We start from the raw sequence: 26,276 nt of genomic DNA on the forward strand, positions 1-26,276 counted from the left end.
GCTTGCCCGCGATGGCGATTTATCAGGCGCTACGAGACGCCCGGACCAGACGCAGTCCCGCAATCACCACCGCAAAAACAGCCAGCGTCGTGTTGTACAACGCCAACGCCGGAAACCCGAACACCAGCGCCAGCACCGCCAGCCACCAGCCTGTCTGGCCCGGCAGCACGAAGCCGAGCACCGCTGCCGCGATCGCTGCCCAACCCAACATATTGAAGTGAATCATCAAGCCCAGGTTCGAACGAACCGCACATTCCCAACGGCTCGCCTCGTCCACGCAAAGGCCCACCCACTGCGCATCCTCCATAAAGCCATAACGCGCGCCGTAACTGGCAGCCAGCCATAAAGGCAACAAAACGAGTAGTAAAACCACCGACAGACGACGGGACATGAAACACTCCAATAGGCGAAAACGGCGGCCAGCTTAATCCCCCGACTGCGGTATGCAAACGTAAGCAACAAAAACTGGTCACGAAATCGCTTCAAAGTGTATCGTCCAGCTACTATTACCGGAAACAAGCCTCTTTGGTGCCGATGCGTGGCACTTTGGCGCAGCCTCGATGGTCATAGCCTGCGAACTTCATTCGGCACCTTATTCTAAGGGATCTAGTCATGCTCCGTTCCTTGCGCTTCGCCGCCCTTTTTGGCGGCCTTATATTGAGTGCGTCCGCACTGGCGGTCGATGTAGACGCCGCCGGTTATGGCTACCCCTTGACCAACCCGTTCGAGGCGACCATCGCCACGACACCTCCAGACCTGCGTCCGGAATTGCCGCGGGACGAAGACATTGATCAGGAGGATCGCACCATCTCGCTGCGCCCGGAACGCGAGTTCGAACTGCCCGACAACTTCTGGGCTGTAAAGAAGCTCACCTACCGCATCGCGACGCAGGATAAAGCCGCACCGCTGATCTTTCTGATTGCCGGCACCGGCGCACGCTATGACAGCAGCCACAACGAATACCTGAAAAAGCTCTACTACCAGGCCGGCTACCATGTGGTGCAGCTGTCGTCGCCGACCAGCTTCGACTTCATGAGCGCCGCCTCGCGCTTCGCCACTCCGGGCGTCAGCAAGGAGGACGCCGAAGACCTGTATCGGGTGATGCAGGCCGTGCGGGCACAACATCCAAAACTGCCCGTCACCGATTACTACTTGACCGGTTACAGCCTGGGCGCCCTGGACGCGGCGTTTGTCGCACACCTGGACGAGACACGCCGCAGCTTCAACTTCAAGAAAGTCTTGCTCCTCAACCCGCCGGTCAACCTGTACACCTCGATAACCAACCTGGACAAGCTGGTCCAGACCGAGGTCAAGGGCATTAATTCCAGCACTACGTTTTACGAAGTAGTGCTGAACAAACTGACCCGCTACTTCCAGGAGAAAGGCTACATCGACCTCAACGATGCCCTGCTCTATGACATCCAGCAGTCCAAGGAGCACCTGACCAACGAACAGATGGCCATGCTGATCGGCACGTCTTTCCGCTTTTCGTCGGCCGACATTGCCTTCACCTCGGATCTGATCAACCGTCGCGGCCTGATCACACCACCGAAATTCCCGATCACAGAAGGCACCAGCCTCACGCCGTTCCTCAGGCGTGCACTGCAGTGCGACTTCGACTGCTACATCACCGAACAGGTCATCCCCATGTGGCGTGCCCGCACCGACGGCGGCAGCCTGCTGCAACTGATCGACCAGGTGAGCCTCTACGCCCTCAAGGATTACCTGCACAACAGCCCGAAAATCGCCGTCATGCACAACGCCGACGACGTGATCCTTGGCCCTGGCGACCTCGGTTTCCTGCGCAAGACATTCGGTAATCGCTTGACCGTTTATCCGTACGGCGGCCATTGCGGCAACCTTAACTACCGCGTCAACAGCGACGCCATGCTGGAGTTCTTCCGTGGCTAAATACCTCCTGCTAATCGCCGCGTTACTCTGTGCAGGCGTCGCCAATGCCGACAACAGCAAAGCCAACGCGCCTGTTGTGGTCGACAGTGACGGCTTCAAGGAGCCGCTGAGCAAACTCAAATTCAACCCAGGGCTGGATCAGCGCGAGTTCGAACGCTCAACGCTCAACGCACTTAACGTCTACGACCCACTGGAAGAGTGGAACCGTCGGGTTTATCACTTCAACTACCGCTTCGATCAATGGGTGTTCCTGCCCGTAGTCGACGGCTATCGCTATATCACGCCAAGCTTCCTGCGCACCGGCGTCAGCAACTTCTTCAACAACCTCGGTGATGTGCCGAACCTTGTGAACAGCCTGTTGCAGTTCAAAGGCAAGCGCTCGATGGAAACCACTGGGCGCCTGCTGCTCAACACCACCATCGGCATCGCCGGCCTGTGGGACCCGGCCACCGCCATGGGCCTAAAGCGTCAAAACGAAGACTTCGGTCAGACGCTCGGGTTCTACGGTGTACCGGGCGGCGCCTACTTCGTCCTGCCCATTATCGGGCCGTCCAACATCCGCGACACCGGCGGCCTGGCGGTGGACTTCACCGTAGAGTCGGCGATCAACTTCCTGAACGTGGCTGAAGTCAGCTCCAACCACCCTGAAGTCTGGATCCTGCGCGGTATCGACAAACGCAACCAGACCAACTTCCGTTATGGCCAGTTGAACTCCCCGTTCGAGTACGAGAAAGTGCGATTCGTGTACACCGAGGCACGCAAGTTGCAGATCGCCGAGTAAATCCGACGGCAACAAAAAAGGCCATTCGATGTGAGTCGAATGGCCTTTTTACATTCCCGCCACACCACATCCCCTGCGGGATAGTGTCAGGTTCTAGCCTTTCAGCGCTTTCCAGATTTTGCTGGCGACCAGCACACCCGCCAGCACCACTGCCCCCGCGACAATCCCCGCCACCCCGTTCAGCAACGTCGGCACAATAAACCCGGCACCGCCCGCCGCGGCACTGACGCTTTCGATCCAGTGATGAACCACCGGCACGCCGTGAGTCAGGATCCCGCCACCCACCAGGAACATGGCCGCAGTCCCAATCACCGACAGGCTTTTCATCAAGTACGGAGCCGTTCGCAAAATCGCGCCACCGATGCTTTTGGCCAGCTGACCTGGCTTTTGGGACAACCACAAACCAAGGTCGTCGAGTTTGACGATGCCCGCCACCAGGCCATACACGCCGATGGTCATGATAATGGCAATGCCAGAGAGCACGATCACTTGCTGGGTCAGCGACGCATCCGCCACGATGCCGAGGGTGATGGCGATGATTTCTGCCGAGAGGATGAAGTCGGTCCGCACTGCGCCCTTGATCTTGTCCTGTTCGAAGGCCACCAGATCGACCGCTGGATCGGCCACCGCCTCAACCAGTTCCGCATGTTCGGCCTGGTCTTCAGCCTTGCTGTGCAGGAATTTGTGCGCGAGTTTTTCGAATCCTTCAAAGCACAGGTAAGCGCCGCCAACCATCAACAACGGCGTGACCAGCCATGGTATGAACGCGCTGATGGCCAATGCCGATGGCACCAGGATCAGTTTGTTGCGAAACGAGCCTTTGGCGACCGCCCAGACCACCGGGATTTCCCGATCGGCACGCACACCGCTGACCTGCTGGGCGTTGAGTGCCAGATCGTCGCCAAGCACACCGGCGGTCTTTTGGGCGGCCATTTTGGTCATCAAGGCGACATCGTCGAGTACCGCGGCGATGTCGTCGAGCAGCACCAGCAAACTGCTTCCTGCCATGAATCAGGTTTCCTTCTTGGATGAATGCCATGCAGCATAGCGCGACGGCACGCCACACGGGGCATTCTTGAGCGCCGCGCGAGCCCGGTGATACCATGCGCAACCGCCAGAACAGGCAAGGAACCCCTTGGTTTATGAGCACTATCCGCGAGCGCAACAAAGAACTGATCCTGCGTGCCGCCAGTGAGGAATTTGCCGACAAGGGCTTCGCTGCGACCAAAACCAGTGACATCGCGGCCAAGGCGGGGTTGCCCAAACCCAACGTCTACTACTACTTCAAATCCAAGGAAAACCTCTACCGCGAGGTCCTGGAAAGTATCATCGAGCCGATTCTGCAGGCCTCGACCCCGTTCAACGCAGACGGCGAGCCCAGCGAAGTGCTGAGCGGCTACATTCGCTCGAAAATCCGTATCTCCCGCGACTTGCCGTTCGCCTCGAAAGTGTTCGCCAGCGAAATCATGCACGGAGCTCCGCACTTGAGCCCTGACCTGGTCGAACAGCTCAACGGTCAGGCCAGACACAACATCGACTGCATCCAGACCTGGATCGACCGCGGCCAGATCGCCGCCATCGACCCCAACCACCTGATGTTCAGCATCTGGGCCGCGACCCAGACCTATGCCGACTTTGACTGGCAGATCACCGCTATTACCGGAAAAGCCAAGCTGGATGAGGCTGATTACGAGGCGGCGGCACAGACGATAATTCGGTTGGTGCTCAAGGGGTGTGAGCCGGACTGATACACCGCGGTGTATTTATCGCTAGCAGGCTAGCTCCCACAGGGATTGTGTACACCGCAGATCCATGTGGGAGCTAGCCTGCTAGCGATGAAGAGAACTCGATTTCAGCTCAAACCCAGATAGCATCCCACAGCGGATAGTCGCCTAGCTTTTCAACCAGGCCAGACCGCAATGGGTTGGCCACGACATATCGCGCCACCTTCACCAGATCTTCCTCTCGCCGCAGTACCCGGTCATGAAAGCCTTTCTGCCAAAGTGTGACCTTGCGGCCGGTAAATTGATTTACCGTTTTGGTGCTCATTGATTTGGTTTTCTGCATGAGGTCAGCCAATGATCCCTGCTGCAGTTCAACCAACCAATGAAAATGATCGGGCATGACAACCCAGGCCAATGATTTGGCCGTACCTTGATTTTGAGCGCAGCGAAATTGATAAACCACCGCCCTACCCAAGGTGAAGTCTTTGAATATTGGTTTTCGGTCGTGTGTATTGGTGGTTAGCAGGTAAATCCGATTGGATTCGGTATAACGGCCGATGCGCAAGCGATTTGAGGCGGGTAGATCAGGCATTCCTTTGCCCTTGCATGATTAATTAATGAAGAAGGCTAGACCTGATTTCACCCAAGGGCGGGGCAGACATTTAGCTGGATGTGTCTGGTAGTCCGCCATCGCTAGCAGGCTAGCTCCCACACTGAATCTGTGGCGTACACAAATCCCCTGTGGGAGCCAGCCTGCTGGCGATGACGTTAGATCAATCCATACAAATTCAAGCAGCAACCCCAGCATCCGCCGTCAACCCCAGCGCCTCGATCGCATTGATCGCACATTGCTCATCCACATCCGATAGATCACCGCTAATCCCCACCGCCCCCAGCACGTTACCGCCCTGATCCCGAATCAGCACACCACCCGGTGCCGGCACTACGCTGCCCTGCCCCAGACTATTAAGGGCCGCAATAAAGGCCGGGCGTTGTTGCGCATCCAGCGCCAACAAGCGTGAGCCTTTGCCCAGCGCGATTGCGCCCCAGGCTTTGCCGATGGCGACCTGCGGGCGTAGCAGGCTGGCGCCGTCTTCGCGTTGCAGAGTGATCAGGTGCCCGCCGGCATCCAGTACCGCAATGGTCAATGGAGCCGCCGAGATTGCACGCCCTGCGCAAATGGCCTGATTGATCAGGTTGACTGCGACTTTCAAGGTTAAAGCGCTCATGGTGCCGTCCTCATTTTGTTTTTCGGAAAGCCGTTGGACTGCGCCGTTGTGCCGCAGACCGATGCAACAAATAGAACACAATGAACTATCTTTTTGTATACAATAATTCTCGAAAAGCGCCACATGCGACGAAAAGCCACAGAAGATTGGGCTTCAGACGAATGAAACAAGCGCTTGAGAAAATGGATTGACCTGCGCCGTCCGCCGTGAATACACTCTGCGCAAAGCCACTTGTATACAATTACAAAACGTAAGAGGCACAAAACCATGAGCAAAATGAGAGCAATCGAAGCCGCCGTTCTGGTGATGCGCCGTGAAGGGGTTGATACCGCTTTTGGCATCCCGGGCGCCGCGATCAACCCGCTGTACTCCGCCTTGCAGAAGGTCGGTGGCATCGATCACGTCCTCGCTCGCCACGTTGAAGGCGCCTCGCACATGGCCGAGGGTTACACCCGCACCAAGGCCGGCAACATTGGCGTGTGCATCGGCACTTCCGGCCCTGCCGGTACGGACATGGTCACCGGGCTTTACAGCGCCTCGGCCGACTCGATCCCGATCCTCTGCATCACCGGCCAGGCACCGCGGGCCCGTATGCACAAGGAAGATTTCCAGGCCGTCGACATCACCGCCATCGTCAAGCCAGTGACCAAGTGGGCAACCACGGTCATGGAACCGGGCCAGGTGCCTTACGCGTTCCAGAAAGCCTTCTACGAAATGCGCTCCGGCCGTCCAGGCCCGGTGCTGATCGACCTGCCGTTCGACGTGCAGATGGCGGAAATCGAATTCGACATCGACGCTTACCAACCCCTGCCGCTGGCCAAGCCGACTGCGAACCGCGTGCAAATCGAGAAGGCCCTGGCCATGCTCGATCAGGCTGAGCGCCCATTGCTGGTGGCCGGTGGCGGCATCATCAACGCCGACGCCAGCGACCTGCTGGTCGAGTTCGCCGAGCTCACCGGCATTCCAGTCATTCCGACCCTGATGGGCTGGGGCACCATCCCGGACGATCACCCGTTGATGGTCGGCATGGTCGGTCTGCAAACCTCGCACCGCTACGGCAACGCGACGATGCTCAAATCCGACCTGGTGCTGGGCGTCGGTAACCGTTGGGCCAACCGCCACACCGGCTCGATCGATGTGTACACCGAAGGCCGCAAGTTCATTCACGTCGACATCGAACCGACCCAGATCGGCCGCGTGTTCAACCCGGACCTGGGCATCGTCTCCGACGCTGCCGCCGCATTGACCGTGTTCATCGAAGTCGCTCGCGAATGGCAAGCCGCCGGCAAGCTGAAAAACCGCAGCGCGTGGCTGCAAGACTGCCAGCAGCGCAAAGCCAGCCTGCACCGCAAGACTCACTTCGACAACGTGCCGGTCAAGCCGCAGCGCGTCTATGAAGAGATGAACCAGGTGTTCGGCAAAGACACCTGCTACGTCAGCACCATCGGTCTGTCGCAGATTGCCGGCGCGCAGTTCCTGCACGTCTACAAGCCGCGTCACTGGATCAACTGCGGTCAGGCCGGCCCGCTGGGCTGGACCATTCCGGCGGCACTGGGCGTGGTCAAGGCCGATCCGACCCGCAAGGTCGTGGCGCTCTCGGGCGACTATGATTTCCAGTTCATGATCGAAGAATTGGCAGTGGGCGCGCAGTTCAAGCTGCCGTACATCCACGTTGTGGTAAACAATTCGTACCTGGGGCTGATTCGTCAGGCTCAGCGCGGTTTCGACATGGACTACTGCGTGCAACTGTCCTTCGATAACCTGAACGCTCCGGAACTCAACGGTTACGGTGTCGATCACGTCGCGGTGGCCGAAGGCCTCGGCTGCAAGGCACTGCGAGTGTTTGAACCGGCTCAGATCCAGCCTGCCCTGCGCAAGGCTCAAGAACTGATCGAAGAGTTCAAGGTACCGGTGATCGTCGAGATTATTCTGGAGCGCGTGACCAACATTTCCATGGGCACCGAGATCAACGCCATCAACGAATTCGAAGACCTGGCGCTGGTCGGCAACGACGCACCAACGGCGATTTCGATGCTTGATTAAAATGACCTGAAACCTGTAGTAGCTGCCGAGGCACGAGGCTGCGTTGCGTGTCCGCAGGACCGCCGTCGGGGGCCGCTTCGCAGCCCAACGCAGCCTCGTGCCTCGGCAGCTGCTACAGGGCACCTATTTTTACGGGAGACCACCATGCCGCGTTTCGCAGCCAACCTGTCCATGCTGTTCACTGAGCAGGATTTTCTTGCCCGTTTCGAAGCGGCCGCCAAGGCCGGTTTCAGTGGCGTCGAGTACCTGTTCCCCTATGACTTCAGCTCCGCCGAGATCAAGGCCAAGCTCGATGCCAATGGTCTGACTCAAGTGTTGTTCAACCTGCCGGCCGGTGACTGGGCCAAGGGCGAACGTGGTATCGCCTGTCTGCCGGATCGGGTTGAAGAGTTCCGCGCCGGTGTCGATCTGGCGATTGCTTACGCCAAAGTGCTGGGCAACACCCAGGTCAACTGCCTGGCGGGTATTCGTCCTCAGGGTATCGACGATGCCACCGTGGAAAACACCTTCGTCGCCAACCTCAAGTACGCGGCCGACAAGCTGCAAGCGGCGGGCATCAAGCTGGTGATGGAAGCGATCAACACCCGCGACATCCCGGGTTTCTACCTGAACAACACCGCACAAGCACTGTCGATTCGCGAACAGGTCGGCAGCGCCAATCTGTTCCTGCAATACGACATCTACCACATGCAAATCATGGAGGGCGACCTGGCCCGCACCATGGCCGCGCACCTGGGCGAGATCAACCACATCCAGTTGGCCGACAACCCGGGGCGCAACGAACCAGGCACCGGTGAAATCAACTACCGCTTCCTGTTCGAACACCTGGACCGCATCGGTTATCAGGGCTGGGTGGGTTGCGAATACAAGCCGCTGACCACCACTGAAGCAGGCCTGGGTTGGCTGAAAACCCATAACGCGATCTGACACAGATCCCTGTGGGAGCGAGCCTGCTCGCGAATGCGGTGGTTCAGTCAACACGGATATTGAATGTTCTACCGCATTCGCGAGCAGGCTCGCTCCCACATAGAAGCACTGCCCCTATTTGCTAGAAGCAGCAATAAAAACAAGAGGAATTTGTCATGGCTAAAATCGGATTTATCGGCACCGGCATCATGGGCCACCCAATGGCGTTGAACCTGCAGAAAGCCGGTCACAGCCTGTTCCTGTCGGCGCACCACGACGCCGCGCCTGCTGACCTGATTGCCGCTGGCGCCGTCGCCCTGGCGAACCCGAAAGAAGTCGCACAAGAAGCCGAATTCATCATCGTCATGGTGCCGGATACCCCACAGGTCGATGACGTATTGTTCCGCGCCGACGGCGTTGCAGCCGGTGTCGGCAAAGGCAAAATCGTCATCGACATGAGCTCGATCTCGCCCACCGCCACCAAAGCGTTCGCGGCCAAAATCAATGAAAAAGGCGCGCAATACCTCGACGCGCCGGTGTCTGGCGGTGAAGTCGGCGCCAAGGCCGCAAGCCTGAGCATCATGGTCGGCGGCGATGCCGATGCCTTCGAACGCGCTCTGCCGCTGTTCCAGGCCATGGGCAAGAACATCACCCTGGTGGGCGGTAACGGCGACGGTCAAACCGCGAAAGTGGCGAACCAGATCATCGTGGCGCTGAACATCCAGGCAGTGGCCGAAGCCCTGCTGTTCGCCTCGAAAAACGGCGCGGATCCGGCCAAGGTGCGTGAAGCGCTGATGGGTGGTTTCGCTTCCTCGAAGATCCTTGAAGTGCACGGCGAGCGCATGATCAAAGGCACCTTCGACCCAGGCTTCCGCATCAGCCTGCACCAGAAGGACCTGAACCTGGCCCTGCAAGGTGCCAAGGAACTGAACATCAATCTGCCAAACACCGCCAATACCCAGCAGGTGTTCAGCACCTGCGCAGCCATCGGTGGCAGCAACTGGGACCACTCGGCGCTGATCAAGGGTCTGGAACACATGGCGAATTTCTCGATTCGCGATAAGTAAGCCCTGCCCTGGCACTGATCGTTCCCACGCTCTGCGTGGGAATGCATCCCGGGACGCTCTCCGCGTCCCTGCCGAAGCGGACGCAGAGCGTCCATTTGGCATTCCCACGCGGAGCATGGGAACGATCATCTGCGTAAACCAAGAACAATAAGATTGGGAGCCCGCCATGTCGGTCGATCCGCAACAATTCCTGCGCGAGCTGTTTGCCACAGCCATCGACGCTGCCCATCCGCAACAAGTCCTCGAAGCTCATTTGCCCAAAGATCGCAGCGGTCGGGTGATCGTCATCGGTGCCGGCAAAGCGGCCGCCGCCATGGCGCAAGTGGTCGAGCGTTGCTGGGAAGGTGAAGTCAGCGGTCTGGTGGTGACGCGTTACGGTCACGGCGCCCCGTGCGAAAAAATCGAAGTGGTCGAAGCGGCCCATCCGGTGCCGGACGCGGCAGGTCAGGCCGTCGCCAAGCGTGTCTTTGAACTGGTCAGCAACCTGACCGAAGACGACCGCGTGATCTTCCTGCTTTCGGGCGGCGGCTCCGCACTGCTGGCGCTGCCGGCGGCGGGCATCACCCTGGCCGACAAGCAATCGATCAACAAAGCCCTGCTCAAATCCGGCGCGACCATCGGCGAGATGAACTGCGTGCGCAAGCACCTCTCGGCGATCAAGGGCGGTCGCCTCGGCAAGGCCTGCTGGCCGGCCACTGTTTATACCTACGCGATTTCCGATGTGCCGGGTGACCTCGCCACGGTCATCGCTTCCGGCCCGACCGTGGCCGACCCCAGCACTTCGGCTGAAGCGCTGGCGATCCTCAAGCGCTACGGCATCGACGTTCCGGCCTCGGTGCGTAACTGGCTGCAAAGCCCGGAATCGGAGACGGTCAAACCCGGCGATCCGAGCCTGGCGCGCAGTCACTTCCAGTTGATCGCCCGTCCACAGCAGTCGCTGGAAGCGGCAGCGGTGAAAGCGCGGCAGGCCGGTTTCAGCCCGCTGATCCTCGGCGATCTGGAAGGCGAGTCCCGGGAAGTGGCCAAGGTTCACGCCGGCATCGCGCGGCAAGTGGTCTTGCATGGCCAGCCACTGGCGGCGCCCTGCGTGATTCTGTCGGGCGGTGAAACCACGGTGACCGTGCGCGGCAATGGCCGTGGCGGACGCAACGCCGAGTTCCTGCTGAGCCTGACCGACAGCCTCAAAGGCTTGCCCGGTGTATACGCGCTGGCCGGTGACACCGATGGCATCGACGGTTCCGAAGACAACGCCGGCGCGATCATGACCCCGGACAGCTACGCCCGTGCCGCTGCCCTCGGCTTGAGCGCCAGCGACGAACTCGACAACAACAATGGCTACGGCTATTTCGACGCGCTGGACGCCCTGATCGTCACCGAACCGACCCGCACCAACGTCAACGACTTCCGCGCCATCCTGATTCTTGAGAGCCCTAAACATGACGCCTGACAAGAAGGTTAAAATCCTCGCCACCCTCGGCCCCGCCACCGAAGGCATCGACGACATACGCGAACTGGTGAAGGCCGGGGTCAACATTTTCCGCTTGAACTTCAGCCACGGCGATCATGCCGACCATGCTCAGCGCTACCAGTGGATTCGTGAAGTCGAGCGCCAGCTGAATTATCCGTTGGGCATTCTGATGGACCTGCAAGGTCCGAAACTGCGGGTCGGCAAATTCGCTGAAGGCAAGGTGCAACTGCATCGCGGTCAAGCCCTGCGCCTGGACCTGGACCCGACGCCAGGCGATGAACGCCGGGTTAACCTGCCTCACCCTGAAATCATCGCGGCGCTGCAGCCTGGTATGGACCTGCTGCTGGACGACGGCAAGCTGCGGCTTCGCGTGGTGACCAAGTACTCCGACGCGATCGACACCACCGTGCTCAATGGCGGCGAATTGTCGGACCGTAAAGGTGTGAACGTGCCGCAAGCGGTGCTGGAGCTGAGCCCGCTGACCGCCAAGGATCGCCGTGATTTGAGCTTCGGTCTGGAGTTGGGTGTGGACTGGGTGGCGTTGTCGTTTGTGCAACGTCCGGAAGACGTTCGCGAAGCCCGCGAACTGATCGGCGACAAAGCGTTTTTGATGGCCAAGATCGAGAAGCCATCGGCGGTGATTCATCTGCGGGAAATCGCTGAGTTGAGCGACGCGATCATGGTCGCTCGCGGTGATCTGGGCGTAGAAGTGCCGGCCGAAAGCGTGCCGCAGATTCAGAAAAACATCATCGGCATCTGCCGTCAGCTCGGCAAACCGGTGGTGGTGGCCACGCAGATGCTGGAGTCGATGCGCTTCTCCCCGGCCCCGACCCGCGCCGAGGTCACCGACGTGGCCAACGCCGTGGCCGAAGGGGCGGATGCGGTGATGCTGTCGGCAGAAACCGCGTCCGGTGAATATCCGCTGGAAGCGGTGCAGATGATGAGCAAGATCATCCGCCAGGTGGAAAACGGCCCGGACTATCAGACGCAACTGGACGTGAGCCGACCAAAAGCCGAGGCGACGGTTTCCGACGCGATCAGCTGTGCGATTCGTCGTATCAGCAATGTGCTGCCAGTGGCCGTGCTGGTGAACTACAGCGAGTCCGGCACATCAAGTTTGCGTGCGGCGCGGGAGCGGCCGACGGTGCCGATTCTCAACCTGACCCCGAACCAGCAAACCGCTCGTCGTCTGACCGTCGCGTGGGGCGTGCACTCGGTGGTCAATGATCGCCTGCGGCAGGTGGACGAGGTGTGTTCGACGGCGCTGGAGATTGCCCAGGCCCAGGGCATGGCCAAGCGTGGCGACACCTTATTGATCACTGCGGGTGTGCCGTTTGGGCAGCCGGGGTCGACTAACTCCTTGCGCATCGAAACATTGATCTAGAGCGCCCATACCGACCTCATCGCCAGCAGGCTGGCTCCCACATTGGTTTTGTGTCGATCATGAAATCAAGACTGAACAGAGATTCAGTGTGGGAGCCAGCCTGCTGGCGATGCCGGCGACCCGGTTTCACTGACTTCCAGACCTACCATGCCTGCCAATCACTTCAACACCCACTGCCCCGATTGGGCGACTGCCCTGCTCAACGGCTTCAGCCAGATATTCCTCCAGCGCCATCCGCTGTTTGGCCTGCTGTGCCTGTTGGCCATTCTGTTTACCGCGCCGACGCTGCTCGGCGGGGCGCTGTTGGGTGGCGTCGCCGGATTGCTGACTGCGCAACGTCGCGGTTACGCCAAGGCCGATCGCCAGGCCGGGTTGTTCAGTTACAACGGGGTATTGCTCGGCTTGTTGCTGAGCCTGTATTTCCCGTGGTCCGCCGTGCTGCCGCTGGTGATCATTGCCTGCGGCGGCCTGAGCGCGATGCTCACTCAACAGTGGCTCAAGCGCGACCGGTTTAGCCAATACCTGCCCACCTACACCGCGCCGTTCGTGGGGATGAGCTGGTTGCTGCTGTGTTTCGCCACGCCCTCGACCCAGGCGCATTTGATCGAGATCAACACGCTGAACGTGCTCGCCGCACCACTCAAAGGTCTCGGCCAAGTGATGTTCCTCGGTCATCCGCTGGCCGGGGCGTTGATTGCCGCCGGTTTGCTGATCGCTGATCGTCGTGCCTTCTGCTGGGCGTTGCTGGCGTCTGTTGCAGGTCTGGGTTGGAGCCTGTTGCACCACGACTTCTATACCGGTCTGCTCGGCCTCGGTGGTTATAACGCCGTGCTCGCCGCCCTCGCCTTCAGCTCGCAACGCCAGCAGCCGTGGCTGCCACTGGTCGGCATTGCATTAGCGCTGCTGCTGACGCCGATGTTTGCCGCTATCGGTCTGCCCACCCTGACCGCTCCCTTCATTCTCGCCTGCTGGCTGATCCGTACGGCGGCTCAAGTGCTCGGCAAAGCAACGGAGGCCCGTGCGCCTTGCGCTACTGGGGAGAATCAACCTAGGCTGCGTTGATCATTGGTTCAGGCGGCATCCATGGACAGCAGCAAAAACTGGCGTGAAGACCTTTACGTCATGATTTTCCAGAGTGACACCAAGGCGGGTCGGCGTTTCGACGGCACCTTGCTGTTGATCATCCTCGCCAGCATCGTCATCGTGATGCTCGACAGCATCGACTCCATTCACCAGAACTACGCCGATGTGCTGGCGTATATCGAGTGGGGGTTCACCTTCGTCTTCGCCGTCGAATACCTCCTGCGGCTGTATTGCTCACCCAAGCCGTGGCGCTATGCGTTCAGCTTCTATGGACTGGTGGATTTGCTGGCCATCGTGCCCGGCATCCTCGCGCTGTATTACGCCGATGCACAGTACCTGCTGATCATCCGGATCATTCGGATGCTGCGGATTTTCCGCGTGCTCAAGCTCAGCCCGTACCTCAAGCAAGCCAACTACTTGATGTCGGCATTGCGCGGCAGCAAACAGAAAATCGTGGTGTTCCTGGTCAGTGTCAGCACCCTGGTCACGGTGTTCGGCACGCTGATGTACGTGATCGAAGGACCCGAACACGGCTTCACCAGCATTCCCAAAGGCATCTATTGGGCGATTGTCACCCTGACCACCGTGGGTTTCGGCGACATCGTGCCGAAGACGCCGTTGGGTCAGGTTGTTTCGTCGCTGGTGATGATTACCGGTTACTCGATCATCGCCGTGCCCACTGGTATTTTCACCGCCGAACTGGCCAACGCCATGCGCGGCGAACAGCTGCAACATGACTGCCCGGTATGCAAGAAAAACAACCACGAACACGGTGCGGCGTTCTGTTCGCGCTGCGGTAATGCGCTATTTAAGAAAATAGAATAAGCAAAGAGCTTTTTAATCTTTAAAGGCCTATGCGCGCCCGGCTATAGTCGCTGGCAAATTGCCTCACTTTTGAATTAGAACAAGGACTGCGTAGTGAAAAAACTCTTTGGCGCCTCGCTTCTGGCCGCTGGCCTGACATTGACCAGCATGGCTCAGGCCGCACCGACCCTGCTCAACGTTTCCTACGACGTGATGCGCGACTTCTACAAGGACTACAACACGGCCTTCCAGAAACACTGGCAAGCCGATCACAACGAAAACATCACCCTGCAGATGTCCTTCGGCGGTTCCAGCAAACAGGCGCGCTCGGTGATCGACGGCCTGCCGGCTGACGTCATCACCATGAACATGGCCACCGACATCAACGCCCTGGCGGACAACGGCAAACTGGTCCCGGAGAACTGGGTCACGCGCCTGCCGAACAACAGCGCGCCGTTTACGTCCGCCACTGTATTCATCGTCCGTAAAGGCAACCCGAAAGCCCTGAAAGACTGGCCTGACCTGCTCAAGGACGGCGTTCAGGTGATCGTGCCGAACCCGAAAACCTCGGGCAACGGCCGCTATACCTACCTGTCGGCCTGGGGTTATGTGCTGAAGAACGGCGGTGATGAAAACAAGGCCAAAGACTTTGTCGGCAAACTGTTCAAACAAGCCCCGGTGCTGGATACCGGCGGCCGTGCAGCCACCACCACATTCATGACCAACCAGATCGGCGACGTACTGGTGACCTTCGAAAACGAAGCGGAAATGATTGCCCGCGAGTTTGGTCGCGACCAGTTTGAAGTGATCTACCCAAGCGTTTCCGCCGAAGCCGAGCCGCCAGTGTCTGTGGTCGATAAAGTCGTCGACAAGAAAGGTACTCGCGCGGCAGCCGAGGAATACCTCAAGTACTTGTGGTCGCCGGAAGGTCAGGAGATCGCAGCGGCGAACTATCTGCGTCCACGTGACCCAGCGGTGTTGGCCAAGTACACCGATCGATTCCCGAAAGTGGATTTTCTGTCGGTAGAGAAGACCTTCGGTGACTGGCGCACCGTGCAGAAGACCCACTTCAATGATGGCGGGATCTTTGATCAGATCTACGCCGGTCAGTAATTTCCGAGTGCTATGAAAAAGGCGACCTGAGCAGGTCGCCTTTTTTGTGGGAGTGAGCCTGCTCGCCATGATCGTTCCCACGCTCTGCGTGGGAATGCAGCCCGGGACGCTCAGCGTCCCAACAGCTGACGCAGTGCGTCCAAATGAGGCATTCCCACGCAGAGCGTGGGAACGATCAGTGGTGAGTTCATTGCTCTTCGCACGTTACATCGGCGGTGTAACGCCATCCTTACCCGCCGAGATCGATTGCGCGGTCAGCGTTCCGTCAGCGCTTTGCGTCACAAACGTCACGATCTTCACCCCCACCTTCAGCAAGCTGCGATCCCCCGGTGTCAGGTTCACAATCGGCACATCCGCCGGCACCAGAATCTTCTGCTGCCCGCCCTTGTAGTTAACCGTTAACACGCGGCCATTGCTGACCACCAGATCGCCGACGCTACCATTGGTCATGGTACTGCCCTTGACCAGATCAAACGGCCGATGCCCGTCGCCGCTGCCGGCCAATTCGGGTGGAAAAACGTGGACTTCCAGCGCCTTGAGGGTGCCATCTTCCTGAGGAACGGCGGCCGTGCCGATGTAGCTGCCAGGTTTGATGTCTTCAATATTGGCCAGTGTGACGGCGCGGATCCTGGTGTCGTTGGTCAGGTTGATGACTACGTTTTCGCCGCTGCTGGCGTGGACGTTCAACACCTCAGGGCTGACCCCGGTGATTTCGCCGCGAACACCTATACGCATGCCCGGCGCATCGGCGGCCTGGGCCAGGCCTGCGGTAAACACGGCGATCAGTGACAGGGTTGAAGCGCCGCGAATCAGGTGACGGAACATCGTATTCATGGCAGTACCTTCCGGTAATGAAACGTGAAGAGAGAACATAAGCACGCTATCGAACTGGGTGTAAGTGAATGTATCATCCGGGCTGTACGTCCCGACGCAAGGCATGCGTCACAACCCGCGTCACTCATTCCGCAATGGAATGATTACTATCACTTCAATCCCTCTTCCGCCGTTTGGGCGTGCCGCTTAGCCTTCGCGCATTCCCTTTTGTTCAGCGAGTCCCGTTATGAACCCAGCGAACCAAGTGCCCCACGGCGCCACGACAATGACCAAAGGCATGGTGCTGCTTTTCGCCTTCTGCTGCGGTGCCATCGTGGCCAATATTTACTACGCCCAGCCGATCATCGGCCTGATCGCGCCGGACATCGGCCTGACCAGCACCATGGCCAGCCTGATCGTTTCGCTGACGCAGATTGGCTATGCGCTGGGGTTGTTCTTCCTCGTGCCGCTGGGTGATTTGCTGGAAAACCGTCGACTGATGATCATCACCACCGTGGTGGCGATTGCGAGTTTGCTGGGTGCTGCGTTCACCGATCAGCCCAATGTATTTTTGCTGATCTCGTTGCTGGTGGGTTTCAGTTCGGTGTCGGTGCAGATCCTGATTCCACTGGCCGCGCATCTGGCACCGGAAGAATCGCGTGGCCGCGTGGTCGGCGGGATCATGGGCGGTTTGCTGCTGGGCATTTTGTTGGCTCGGCCGGTGTCCAGCGTGGTGGCTGACCACTTTGGCTGGCGCGCGATGTTTGTGATTGCGGCGGTGTTGATGGCCGCGATCAGCATCGTGCTCGCGCAGACCATTCCCAAGCGCCAGCCTGATCACAGTGCATCGTACGGGCAGTTGCTGGGGTCGCTGTGGACGTTGTTGCGCCAACAACCGGTGTTACGTCAGCGTGCGTTTTACCAGGGTTGCATGTTCGCCACATTCAGCCTGTTCTGGACCGCCGTGCCGTTGGAACTCGCACGCAATCATGGCCTGTCGCAAACCCAGATCGCGATCTTCGCCCTGGTCGGTGCCATCGGTGCCATCGCAGCCCCCATCGCCGGGCGACTGGCCGATGCTGGCCACACCCGCATCGCGTCCTTGCTGGCCCTGCTGTTCGCCAGCCTGAGCTTTCTGCCGGCCTTCATCCATCCGCTCTACAGCGTGATTGGCCTTGCGGTGACCGGCGTGGTGCTCGACTTCTGCGTACAGATGAACATGGTCCTCGGCCAACGCGCGGTCTACGCCCTCGACGCCAAAAGCCGCAGTCGCCTCAATGCGCTGTACATGACCAGCATCTTCATCGGCGGCGCGTTCGGTTCGTCGGTGGCCAGTGCGGTTTATGAGCACGGTGGCTGGTTGTGGATCGTGATCGTCGGCAGTGCGTTTCCGCTGTTGGCGTTGCTGCGGTTTTTGAGTGTGTCGCAGAAGCCTTCGTTGGCGACGGCTTAAGCAGTCTGAAGTCTTGCGGCAAGCTCTACAGTCGAGCTTGCCCGCAAGGAATGCACCTCATATCACTCAGTGTCGAACCAGTTTTTCCATCGCAGCATCTGCCAGAAAGGAAGAACGGCTTTTCACATTGTGCTCACGCACATATCGATCAATGCGCTGAATCACATAGCCAGGAAGTGTCACGTTGACCTTCTCGGTTTTGCCCATGTACGGCGAAATGTCCAGCTCGAGCATTCCCCAGCCCATATCGGCGTAATCCGGATTCCCACGGTGAGCAGCCGCAGATGTAGGCATGGGAATCGACTCCCCGTCAGCCGCCATCTCCTGAAGCATGATGTGAGCAATCTCGACCGCCGCATTGTAGGCATCTTCAAACGTATCCCCGGCCGTTACGGCGCCTGGAATATCGGGGATCTGAATACCGATGGCGGTGTTCTCGTCGCCCCACTCGATACAGATTGGATATTGCATTATGGATCTCCTGCATAACGGGCTCCCGGGTAATACAGCCCGGCTCGCCTCCTGATACTTTTGACCGTCCCGACCGGTAAATCCTTTTTCGGATGAGGGACGGGAATGGTGTACGGGTTGTAGGGGTGCTTGAAGATGTGATGACTTCCGGTAATCCGATCCAATATCCATCCCGCCTCTTCCAACTCTTTGATCAATAGCCTGCTCTGCACCAATAGCCTCCTTGCTCAGGCCTAAATAAAAATAACCCTAGAGTTATATTTACTCAAGCACAAAAACCCGAATCGCGACGCTCGGTTGTTTTACAGGGTGTGATTGCGGGCCACGGCATTCGCCACAAGAATGAATACTTTCGCTCAGCGTGATTCGAAGCCGAGGTCAACCCGGATTACACTCAGCGTCCTGAGCCTGAAGCGATGCTGGATGCGATTCGCGGCAAACCGATCAAATGTCGCCTGACCCGCGGCATGTGTTTCAAGGAGTGTGAAATGACACGTCGTACCTTTCTCATCACTGGCGCCAGCAAAGGCATTGGTCGCTCGGTGGCCGAGCACCTGGATCGTGCCGGGCATCGAGTCGTCGGGATTGCCCGAACGCCTGACCTGACGTTCCCCGGCATTTTGTTTCCGCTGGATTTGAGTGACAGAGCGCTGACTCAGGAAGTCTTGGCGGACTTGGCCAGGACGTACGAATTTGATGGATTGGTGAACAACGTCGGTGTGGTACGCCCGCAGGTGCTGGGTGAAATTGATCTGGATACGTTCGACGATGTGATGCGGGTCAATCTCCATTCGGCGTTGCAGGCCACTCAGGCGCTACTGCCAAACATGCGCGCCAAGGGTTGGGGTCGGGTGGTGAACATTTCGAGTCTGACCGTACTCGGGATCACCCAACGCACCGCGTATGCGGCGGCCAAAGCAGCGTTGATCAGCTTTACGCGTTCCTGGGCGCTGGAACTGGCACAAACCGGTGTGACGGTGAACGCGGTTGCGCCGGGGCCGACTGAAACTGAATTGTTCCGCGCCAACAACCCGCCGGGTAGCGAAGGTGAAGCGCGGTATCTGGCGGGCGTGCCGATGGGGCGTCTGGGACAGCCGCAAGAGATCGCGGCGGCGATTGCGTTTCTGTTGTCCGAGCAGAGCGGGTTTATTACCGGGCAGACTTTGTTTGTCGATGGCGGTGCGTCCATCGGCAAAGCCGCGTTCTAACCAACAACACAACCCCCCTGTAGGAGTGAGCCTGCTCGCGATGAGGCCCTGACAGCCAACATCGTTATTAGATGTCAGGACCTCGTCGCGAGCAGGCTCACTCAGGGGATTTCCAAAAGGCATCAGACTGCACAAGGGCTTCGAATGGACCGTCTCGCTGCAATGGAAACTTTTGTCTTCGTCGTGGAAACAGGCTCATTTTCCGCCGCCGCCCGGCGCCTGAATATCGGCCAGCCCGCCGTGTCGAAAACCATTGCGCAACTGGAATCACGCCTGGCCGTGCGACTGCTGTTGCGCTCGACCCGAGGCCTGACGCCCACCGAGGCGGGCCTGGCATTTTTCGAACGCGCCAAGCGTGCCATTGAAGAAGCCGACGAGGCCGACAACGCCGCGCGCGGTGCCGCCAGCGGGCTCACCGGCAACCTGCGGATCTGCGCCGCCGTAACCTTCGGCCGACTGCACATCGTGCCGCACCTCGGGCCTTTCCTTGATAAAAACCCGGGCCTCAACATCGACCTGATGCTCGACGACCGCAACATCAATCTGGTCGAAGAAGGCATCGACATCGCCCTGCGCATGGGCGCCTTGAATGACTCCGGTCTCACCGCCCGCAAAATCGCTGAATGCCGACGCGTTGTGCTGGGTACGCCGGCCTACTTCGAAAAACACGGCGAACCCACCTGCCCGGTTGACCTGGGCAAACACCAGGCGTTGATCTACGCATTGGGCGGCGGTGCCAATTGGCAATTTCGCAACGAGTCCGAAGAGCAGGCCGTGATCATCAGCGGCCGAATTCGCGTCAGTGCCGCCGAAGGCTTGCGTGAAGCAGTCCTCGCCCACCTGGGGCTGACCATGGCCTCCGAATGGATGTTTGCCCCGGAACTGGCCAGTGGTGCTGTCAGGGAAGTGATGACGGGTTGGACACTGCCGAACCAGGATTTGTGGGCAGTGTTTCCTACCGGAAGAAAGGCCAGCGCGAAGGCTCGGGCGTTTGTGGAGTATGTGCAGGGGTTGCTGACAAACGAGACCTGAAACCCACACGTTTCGTTTATTGCGATTTTCGATTAATTCGAATAGCCTGCCAGCTTCGATTATTCAGAATATTGGAAACCGCCATGTCACCTGTCATCCACACTGCAATCACCTTGCCTATGGAGCGCGAAGTTAAAGCTGCCATCGAGGGTCAGCGCGCCTTGGCGGCCTATCTGGCAACTCAATTCGAAACCCAGCACATCCAGATTTTTGATGAGCGTAACGAAGCTCACACCGTCGAGCTGCCCACCTCGGCACTCCGGTTGCTGGTCGATATCCTGGCTGAGCTCGCGGCGGGTAATGCCGTCAAAGTGGTTCCGGTTCACGCCGAACTCACCACCCAGGAAGCGGCCGACCTGCTCAACGTCTCACGTCCGCACCTGATCAAACTGCTCGAATCCGGCGACTTGTCCTACCACAAAACCGGCAAGCACCGACGTGTGCGATTTGCCGATTTGATGGACTATAAAAACCGGCGCGACACTGCCAGCGAGCAAGCAATGACGCTTCTCGCGGAGCAGGCACAAGCGTTAAGGACAGGATACGAGTGAGGCATTCCTCTTTTACCGCTGTATATGACGCCTGTGTTTTGTACCCCGCTCCCTTGAGAGATTTTCTGATGTGGCTTGCGCTCTCAGGTCATTTCAGAGCGAAGTGGTCTGCAGAGATACACAATGAATGGAAACGCAATCTGCTCAAAAACCGTCCAGACCTGAGCGCTGAACAACTGGATCGCACTTCAGATCTGATGAATCTGGCATTACCCGACGCTAGCGTAACGGGTTACGAGGAACTGATCGAAGGACTGACATTGCCTGATATTGACGATCGACATGTGTTGGCGGCCGCCATTTGTTGCAACGCCAGCGTCATCGTCACGTTCAATCAAAAAGACTTTCCTCGCTGCGCGTTGTTCCCTTTCGGTATTGAGGCGCAGCATCCTGACGAGTTCGTCAGCAACCTTTTCGACCTGGATTCCGCCGCAGTAGTTGGGGCAGCACAGCGACAAAGGAAGCAGCTGAAGATGCCGCCACTGGATGTCGGCACCTATCTGGATCTTCTGTGTCGTCAGGGGCTAATCAAATCAGTCAAGGCGCTGTTGCCCTACAAGGCAATTCTGTGACTCGATTTCAAACAGACCAAACAACAAAACGGCGATCCTGAGATCGCCGTTTCCATTTACTGCCCGAACTGCCGCCCCAAACCACCCGGGACTCCGTGAATATCCGTGTCTTCCCACGGCCCATCCGGGCTGATCGAGCGGCTCCAGCCGTTGTTCCAGCGGTAGTAGGTGCGCTGGCGGTAGAAGGTGTTGGTCTGATCCTCCAGCACATAGACGCCGAGCTTGGCATCCCAATGGCTGTTGCCACCCGGTGGCGGTGCGAAGCTGGCGGAGGTGCGAGGCATCGGTTTGGCGGGCTTGGCCGGGATAGACGGTTTGCCTGGCGCAGGTGTTGGCGACGGTGTAGGTCTTGGCTGCGACGGCGGAATCGGCTGTGGCGACTCGCGCTCCGGCGGCTGGACCGCACATGCGCTTAACCCCAAAACCAGACTGAGCAGGGTGATACGGGCAATAGCGGTCATGGGGCGTTTTCCTGTTATTTATCCGGGCTGTCGATGGTCAGTGTCTGCGGCGCGGTAGTGCTGCTGGCCAGGGGCTGGCTGCGACCGATCCATTCACCGGCAGTCGGTTGGCCGGCACGGGAGATGCGCGCAACCAGTTGGACTTCAGGAAAGTTCGACAGTTTCAACTGCGGCATCATGGCGTCGGCATCACCCAGTTCGACGGTCACCGGCAAATCGGCCACGGTCAGGCGTTTGGCCGCCAGTGGTGCGGGTGGGCCTGACGTGGCGCGGGCGAAGATGAATACGCTGTCGCCCGGCTGGACCTTGGATTTGAGCGCTGGCGCCAGGTCTACGGTGACTTTCAGCAACGCTGCGTGTTTGGCGGCAGGCGCCTGGGCAACCTTGCCACCGCCGGCTTCGAGTTTCTCGGTGGCCTTGGCGATACCGCCTTCCAGTGCGCCACGGGAGCTGTCCTCGGGCGGCAGTTGCGCCAGCAGGCGGTTCCAATAGTCAATGGCGTCCTGATAACGCTGGCTTTCAAACGCCGCGATGCCGAGCAGGCCCAGACTGGTGACTTCTTTCGGATCGGCTTTCAAAGCCTCGTCGGTCAATGCCTGAATTTTGTCCGACCATTTTTTGCCATCAGCGAAGTATTGGGCCTGAGCCCACTGGCCGAGCAGTTCCGGTTCACGACCGGCCACGTTCACCGTGCGCTCGAAGATCTTCGCTGCGTCGCCGGGACGGTCCTGAGCCATGTACGTGCGACCGAGGAAATACAGGCCTTCAGCCGAATCCGGCTGGGCCGCGACGGCGCGCTCCAGACGACGAGTCATCTCTTCCATCGACTGTGGCGCCTGGGCGAATTCGCGGGTCAGTTCGACTTTGTCGCTGGCGCCGAAATGCAGGTACAGGCCAAGGCCGAGCACCGGAACCAGTACCGCCGCCAGCAATGGCAACGGCTTGCCCAGGCGAGCCACTCGGGGTGCCGCAACGCCTTCGGTGTCGGCGAGCAGCTCACGGGCCGCTTCGGCACGGCCGGTGTCCATTTGCGCGGCATCGAGCACGCCTTCTTCCAGCTGAGTTTGCAACTCAGCCACGCGCTCCTGATACAGCGCGACGTTCAGGGCGGTACGATCTTCTTCAAGTTGAGCGCGACGACCACGCAGAACCGGGATCAACAGAAAACTCAGGGCAACCAGAAGTAGCAGACCTGCAGCGAGCCAGAAATCAATCATTCTTGGATTTATCCAACAGGTGGTCGAGGCGCTCACGCTCCTCGGCAGAAAGCGCGTCCGGGGTTGCAGCGCGTTGTACGCGACGACGGCGGACGATCACGGCGATGATCACAAAACCGCCCAGCAACAGGCCGGCGGGGCCGAACCAGAGCAGTGCCGTCTTGGCGTTGAGTGCCGGTTTGTAGCGGACGAAATCACCGTAGCGGTCGACCATGAAGTCGATGATCTGCTGATTGTCCTTGCCCTCGCCGAGCATGCGGAAGATTTCTTTGCGCAGGTCGGCGGCGATCGGCGCGTTGGAGTCGGCGATGTCCTGATTCTGGCACTTGGGGCAACGCAGTTCTTTGGTCAGCTCGCGAAAACGCTCGCGATCACCTTCTTTGGCGAACTCGTAGGTATCAATGGCGGCGTGCGCCATGCCGGCCATGCTCAAGCCCAATACCACAGCGGCTATCCAGCGCTTCATGGCTTGGCCTCATCGACCAGCGCCTGATACTTGGCGGCCAGTTTTTCGCGCCAGACCTGCTCGTCGATCACGCCGACAAACTTGTCGCGGATGACACCTTTGGCATCGATGAAGAAGGTTTCCGGCGCGCCGTACACGCCGAGGTTCAGGCCAAGGGAACCCGCATCGTCGCGGATGTCCAGCTGGTACGGGTTGTGAAACTCCTCCAGCCACTTCAAGGCATCAGCGTTGACGTCCTTGTAGTTGATGCCGTAGATCACCACGCCCTGCTGGGCGAGTTTGTTCAGCACCGGGTGCTCGACCCGGCAGGAAATGCACCAGGTGCCCCAGACATTGACCAGCGCTGGTTTACCCACAATATCAGCCTTGGTCAGGGTCTTGTCGCCCTGCACGTTCGGCAGGGAAAACTCGGGGAACGGCTTGTTGATCATCGCCGAAGGCAACTCGGCCGGGTCGAGGTACAGACCGCGATAAAGGAAAACAGCCACTACCAGAAAAATCGCCAGTGGCAACAGCATCAACCAACGTCTCATGCAGCGGCTCCCGTCATGCCCAGTGCTTCACGCACGCGGCTTTTCACCTTGACCCGATAACGTCGATCCAGCGCCGCCAGCAACCCGCCAAAGCCGGTCAGCAGGCCGCCGAACCAGATCCAGCGCACGAACGGTTTGACGTGAACGCGCACGGCCCAGGCGCCATCACCCAGCGGTTCGCCGAGGGCGACGTAGAGATCGCGGGTGAAACCGGCGTCGATCCCGGCTTCGGTCATCACCGAGTTCTGCACGGTGTAGAGGCGTTTTTCCGGGTGCAGCACGCTGACTTCCTTGCCGCCCTTGATCACCCGGACGGTGCCCTTGTCGGAGGTGAAGTTCGGGCCTTCGAAGTGCTTGGCGCCTTCAAAAACAAACTGATAACCGCCCAGATCCATGGACTCGCCCGGAGCCAGGCGCAGGTCTCGCTCGGCACTGTTCTGGCTCGACAGCACGACACCGAGGGCGCACACGGCGATGCCGAGGTGAGCGATCTGCATGCCCCAATAGCTGCGAGTCAGGGTTGGCAAGCCTTTGATCAGGCCCTTGTGGCGAGTCTTGTCGACAATGTCACGCACACCGGCCAACAACACCCAGGCCGCAAGCATGAAGGTCGCGATGACTGCCCAGTTGAAATCGCCATAAGCGACACCGGCAATCACAGCCAATGCAGCGCTGCCCAGCAACACCGGGGTGAGCATGCTCATCAGCCATTTGACCGGGGTGTCCCTCCAGCGCACCAGCATGCCGACCGCCATCACCACCATCAGCAACGCCATCAACGGTATGAACAACGCGTTGAAGTACGGTGGGCCGACCGACAGCTTGGCGCCAGTCATCGCATCCAGAATCAGCGGGTACAAGGTACCCAGCAGGATCATCGAAGCCGCCACCACCAGTACCAGGTTGTTCCCCAGCAGCAGGGTTTCCCGGGACCAGAGGTTGAAACCCACCTGGCTCTTGACCACCGGTGCGCGCAGGGCGAACAGCGTCAGCGAGCCACCGACTACAAACAGCAGGAAGATCAGGATGAACACACCGCGTTCGGGGTCGGACGCAAACGCGTGAACCGAGGTCAGTACGCCGGAACGCACGAGGAACGTACCGAGCAAGCTCAAAGAGAACGCGGCAATGGCCAGCAACACGGTCCAGCTCTTGAACACGCCACGTTTTTCCGTGACCGCCAACGAGTGAATCAGCGCAGTGCCCACCAGCCACGGCATGAAGGAAGCGTTTTCGACCGGGTCCCAGAACCACCAGCCACCCCAGCCAAGCTCGTAGTACGCCCACCACGAGCCGAGGGTGATGCCGATACCCAGGAACGCCCAGGCGACGATGGTCCACGGACGCGACCAGCGCGCCCACGCCGCATCAAGGCGACCGCCCATCAGTGCCGCGATGGCGAAGGCGAAGGCTACCGAGAAGCCGACGTAGCCCATGTACAGCATCGGCGGGTGAACGATCAGGCCGATATCTTGCAGCAATGGATTGAGGTCAGCGCCATCGGTGGGCATTTGCGGCAGGATGCGCTTGAACGGGTTGGACGTGAGGATCAGGAACAGCAGGAAACCGGTGCTGATCATGCCCATCACAGCCAGGACCCGCGCCAGCATGACTTGTGGCAACTGTCGGGAGAACACCGATACCGCGAAGGTCCAGCCACCCAGAATCAATGCCCACAACAGCAAAGATCCTTCGTGCGCGCCCCACACCGCGCTGAATTTGTAGTACCACGGCAAGGCACTGTTGGAGTTGCTGGCGACGTAGGCGACCGAGAAGTCGTCGGTCATGAACGCGTACGTCAGGCAACCGAAGGCAAACACCAGAAAAGCACACTGCCCCCACGCGGCCGGCTGGGCCAGGCTCATCCACAAGCGGTCACCGCGCCAGGCACCCAGCAGCGGCACCACGGCCTGAACCAGCGCGAAACACAGCGCCAGGATCATGGCCAGGTGGCCCAGTTCAGGGATAAAGATTCCAGATGTCATC

Annotated in this window: 28 protein-coding genes; 16 read left to right on the top strand and 12 right to left on the bottom strand. The window is 59.2% G+C overall.

Annotation, left to right across the window (positions count from 1 at the left end):
* Positions 1–22 precede the first annotated feature (22 nt).
* Positions 23–391 carry a hypothetical protein gene (locus PMI22_RS11455; protein ID WP_007946718.1) on the bottom strand — a complete coding sequence of 123 codons (369 nt, stop codon included), beginning with the start codon at positions 389–391 and terminating at the stop codon, positions 23–25.
* Between the two features lie 221 nt (positions 392–612).
* Here PMI22_RS11455 and PMI22_RS11450 point away from each other — a divergent pair, with 221 nt between their 5' ends.
* Together PMI22_RS11450 and PMI22_RS11445 are read left to right on the top strand one after the other, a co-directional pair.
* Positions 613–1,911: a hypothetical protein gene (locus PMI22_RS11450; protein ID WP_007946719.1), complete on the top strand. Its 1,299-nt coding sequence runs from the start codon at positions 613–615 to the stop codon at positions 1,909–1,911.
* Entirely contained in the window at positions 1,904–2,692 is a 789-nt protein-coding gene (locus PMI22_RS11445) for an MlaA family lipoprotein (RefSeq protein ID WP_007946722.1), read from the top strand. Before PMI22_RS11450 ends, PMI22_RS11445 begins: the two co-directional genes overlap by 8 nt.
* A gap of 93 nt (positions 2,693–2,785) precedes the next feature.
* Here PMI22_RS11445 and PMI22_RS11440 read toward each other — a convergent pair whose 3' ends face one another.
* Positions 2,786–3,700 carry a DUF808 domain-containing protein gene (locus PMI22_RS11440; RefSeq protein WP_007946723.1) on the bottom strand — a complete coding sequence of 305 codons (915 nt, stop codon included), beginning with the start codon at positions 3,698–3,700 and terminating at the stop codon, positions 2,786–2,788.
* A gap of 134 nt (positions 3,701–3,834) precedes the next feature.
* On the opposite strand from PMI22_RS11440, the gene PMI22_RS11435 reads away from it, so the two are divergent.
* Positions 3,835–4,440: a TetR/AcrR family transcriptional regulator gene (locus PMI22_RS11435; RefSeq protein WP_007946724.1), complete on the top strand. Its 606-nt coding sequence runs from the start codon at positions 3,835–3,837 to the stop codon at positions 4,438–4,440.
* Positions 4,441–4,549: 109 nt separating this feature from the next.
* Here the strand turns inward: PMI22_RS11435 and PMI22_RS11430 are convergent, their stop codons facing one another.
* Both PMI22_RS11430 and PMI22_RS11425 read right to left on the bottom strand, forming a co-directional pair.
* On the bottom strand, positions 4,550–5,008 hold the full coding sequence (locus PMI22_RS11430; RefSeq protein WP_007946725.1) for an REP-associated tyrosine transposase: 459 nt from the start codon (positions 5,006–5,008) through the stop codon (positions 4,550–4,552).
* A gap of 196 nt (positions 5,009–5,204) precedes the next feature.
* Positions 5,205–5,645 (bottom strand): GlcG/HbpS family heme-binding protein, encoded by a 441-nt coding sequence (locus PMI22_RS11425; RefSeq protein WP_007946726.1) that lies wholly within the window; start codon positions 5,643–5,645, stop codon positions 5,205–5,207.
* 267 nt (positions 5,646–5,912) lie between these two features.
* On the opposite strand from PMI22_RS11425, the gene gcl reads away from it, so the two are divergent.
* The 8 genes from gcl (at position 5,913) to PMI22_RS11385 (ending at position 15,513) form a co-directional block, all read left to right on the top strand.
* A complete protein-coding gene (gcl, locus tag PMI22_RS11420; protein ID WP_007946727.1) occupies positions 5,913–7,688 on the top strand; it encodes a glyoxylate carboligase in 1,776 nt (591 codons plus the stop codon).
* Between the two features lie 144 nt (positions 7,689–7,832).
* Positions 7,833–8,615: a hydroxypyruvate isomerase gene (hyi, locus tag PMI22_RS11415; RefSeq protein ID WP_007946728.1), complete on the top strand. Its 783-nt coding sequence runs from the start codon at positions 7,833–7,835 to the stop codon at positions 8,613–8,615.
* A gap of 155 nt (positions 8,616–8,770) precedes the next feature.
* A complete protein-coding gene (locus PMI22_RS11410; RefSeq protein ID WP_007946729.1) occupies positions 8,771–9,661 on the top strand; it encodes a 2-hydroxy-3-oxopropionate reductase in 891 nt (296 codons plus the stop codon).
* Positions 9,662–9,827: 166 nt separating this feature from the next.
* Positions 9,828–11,108, top strand: coding sequence for a glycerate kinase type-2 family protein (locus PMI22_RS11405; protein ID WP_007946730.1), 1,281 nt, complete (start codon positions 9,828–9,830; stop codon positions 11,106–11,108).
* Positions 11,098–12,513 (top strand): pyruvate kinase, encoded by a 1,416-nt coding sequence (gene pyk / locus PMI22_RS11400; protein ID WP_007946731.1) that lies wholly within the window; start codon positions 11,098–11,100, stop codon positions 12,511–12,513. Before PMI22_RS11405 ends, pyk begins: the two co-directional genes overlap by 11 nt.
* 147 nt (positions 12,514–12,660) lie before the next feature.
* Positions 12,661–13,575 carry an urea transporter gene (locus PMI22_RS11395; RefSeq protein WP_007946732.1) on the top strand — a complete coding sequence of 305 codons (915 nt, stop codon included), beginning with the start codon at positions 12,661–12,663 and terminating at the stop codon, positions 13,573–13,575.
* A 21-nt stretch (positions 13,576–13,596) separates the two neighbouring features.
* Positions 13,597–14,421 (top strand): ion transporter, encoded by an 825-nt coding sequence (locus PMI22_RS11390; RefSeq protein ID WP_007946734.1) that lies wholly within the window; start codon positions 13,597–13,599, stop codon positions 14,419–14,421.
* A gap of 93 nt (positions 14,422–14,514) precedes the next feature.
* Positions 14,515–15,513: a sulfate ABC transporter substrate-binding protein gene (locus PMI22_RS11385; protein WP_007946735.1), complete on the top strand. Its 999-nt coding sequence runs from the start codon at positions 14,515–14,517 to the stop codon at positions 15,511–15,513.
* Between the two features lie 204 nt (positions 15,514–15,717).
* Here PMI22_RS11385 and PMI22_RS11380 read toward each other — a convergent pair whose 3' ends face one another.
* Positions 15,718–16,347: a hypothetical protein gene (locus tag PMI22_RS11380; RefSeq protein WP_007946736.1), complete on the bottom strand. Its 630-nt coding sequence runs from the start codon at positions 16,345–16,347 to the stop codon at positions 15,718–15,720.
* A 226-nt stretch (positions 16,348–16,573) separates the two neighbouring features.
* Between PMI22_RS11380 and PMI22_RS11375 the strand changes: the two genes are divergently transcribed.
* The gene (locus PMI22_RS11375) at positions 16,574–17,779 is read left to right on the top strand and encodes an MFS transporter (RefSeq protein WP_007946738.1); all 1,206 of its coding nucleotides are present in this window, start codon (positions 16,574–16,576) and stop codon (positions 17,777–17,779) included.
* Positions 17,780–17,845: 66 nt separating this feature from the next.
* Here the strand turns inward: PMI22_RS11375 and PMI22_RS11370 are convergent, their stop codons facing one another.
* Together PMI22_RS11370 and PMI22_RS11365 are read right to left on the bottom strand one after the other, a co-directional pair.
* Positions 17,846–18,250: a type II toxin-antitoxin system HicB family antitoxin gene (locus PMI22_RS11370; protein ID WP_007946739.1), complete on the bottom strand. Its 405-nt coding sequence runs from the start codon at positions 18,248–18,250 to the stop codon at positions 17,846–17,848.
* The gene (locus tag PMI22_RS11365; protein WP_007946740.1) at positions 18,250–18,462 is read right to left on the bottom strand and encodes a type II toxin-antitoxin system HicA family toxin; all 213 of its coding nucleotides are present in this window, start codon (positions 18,460–18,462) and stop codon (positions 18,250–18,252) included. Before PMI22_RS11365 ends, PMI22_RS11370 begins: the two co-directional genes overlap by 1 nt.
* Positions 18,463–18,738: 276 nt before the next feature.
* Here PMI22_RS11365 and PMI22_RS11360 point away from each other — a divergent pair, with 276 nt between their 5' ends.
* The 4 genes from PMI22_RS11360 to PMI22_RS11345 all read left to right on the top strand — a co-directional run bounded on the left by PMI22_RS11360 (position 18,739) and on the right by PMI22_RS11345 (position 21,613).
* Positions 18,739–19,458: an SDR family oxidoreductase gene (locus PMI22_RS11360; RefSeq protein ID WP_033049371.1), complete on the top strand. Its 720-nt coding sequence runs from the start codon at positions 18,739–18,741 to the stop codon at positions 19,456–19,458.
* Positions 19,459–19,602: 144 nt separating this feature from the next.
* Positions 19,603–20,490 (top strand): LysR family transcriptional regulator, encoded by an 888-nt coding sequence (locus tag PMI22_RS11355; protein ID WP_007946742.1) that lies wholly within the window; start codon positions 19,603–19,605, stop codon positions 20,488–20,490.
* Between the two features lie 83 nt (positions 20,491–20,573).
* Entirely contained in the window at positions 20,574–21,041 is a 468-nt protein-coding gene (locus tag PMI22_RS11350) for a helix-turn-helix domain-containing protein (protein WP_007946743.1), read from the top strand.
* A complete protein-coding gene (locus PMI22_RS11345; protein ID WP_033049366.1) occupies positions 21,038–21,613 on the top strand; it encodes a PIN domain-containing protein in 576 nt (191 codons plus the stop codon). The genes PMI22_RS11350 and PMI22_RS11345 overlap by 4 nt, the downstream gene beginning before the upstream one ends.
* Before the next feature lie 56 nt (positions 21,614–21,669).
* On the opposite strand, the gene PMI22_RS11340 is transcribed toward PMI22_RS11345, so the two are convergent.
* Genes PMI22_RS11340 through PMI22_RS11320 form a run of 5 tightly spaced genes read right to left on the bottom strand, consistent with a single transcriptional unit; the run spans position 21,670 to position 26,275 of the window.
* The gene (locus tag PMI22_RS11340; protein ID WP_007946745.1) at positions 21,670–22,074 is read right to left on the bottom strand and encodes a hypothetical protein; all 405 of its coding nucleotides are present in this window, start codon (positions 22,072–22,074) and stop codon (positions 21,670–21,672) included.
* A 14-nt stretch (positions 22,075–22,088) separates the two neighbouring features.
* The gene (gene ccmI / locus PMI22_RS11335; RefSeq protein ID WP_007946747.1) at positions 22,089–23,291 is read right to left on the bottom strand and encodes a c-type cytochrome biogenesis protein CcmI; all 1,203 of its coding nucleotides are present in this window, start codon (positions 23,289–23,291) and stop codon (positions 22,089–22,091) included.
* A complete protein-coding gene (locus PMI22_RS11330) occupies positions 23,284–23,757 on the bottom strand; it encodes a cytochrome c-type biogenesis protein (RefSeq protein ID WP_007946749.1) in 474 nt (157 codons plus the stop codon). Before PMI22_RS11330 ends, ccmI begins: the two co-directional genes overlap by 8 nt.
* Positions 23,754–24,290 (bottom strand): DsbE family thiol:disulfide interchange protein, encoded by a 537-nt coding sequence (locus PMI22_RS11325; RefSeq protein WP_007946751.1) that lies wholly within the window; start codon positions 24,288–24,290, stop codon positions 23,754–23,756. The genes PMI22_RS11330 and PMI22_RS11325 overlap by 4 nt, the downstream gene beginning before the upstream one ends.
* A complete protein-coding gene (locus tag PMI22_RS11320; protein ID WP_007946752.1) occupies positions 24,287–26,275 on the bottom strand; it encodes a heme lyase CcmF/NrfE family subunit in 1,989 nt (662 codons plus the stop codon). The genes PMI22_RS11325 and PMI22_RS11320 overlap by 4 nt, the downstream gene beginning before the upstream one ends.
* Position 26,276: the final 1 nt, after the last annotated feature.

Source organism: Pseudomonas sp. GM21, from assembly GCF_000282215.1.
Taxonomy (GTDB): domain Bacteria; phylum Pseudomonadota; class Gammaproteobacteria; order Pseudomonadales; family Pseudomonadaceae; genus Aquipseudomonas.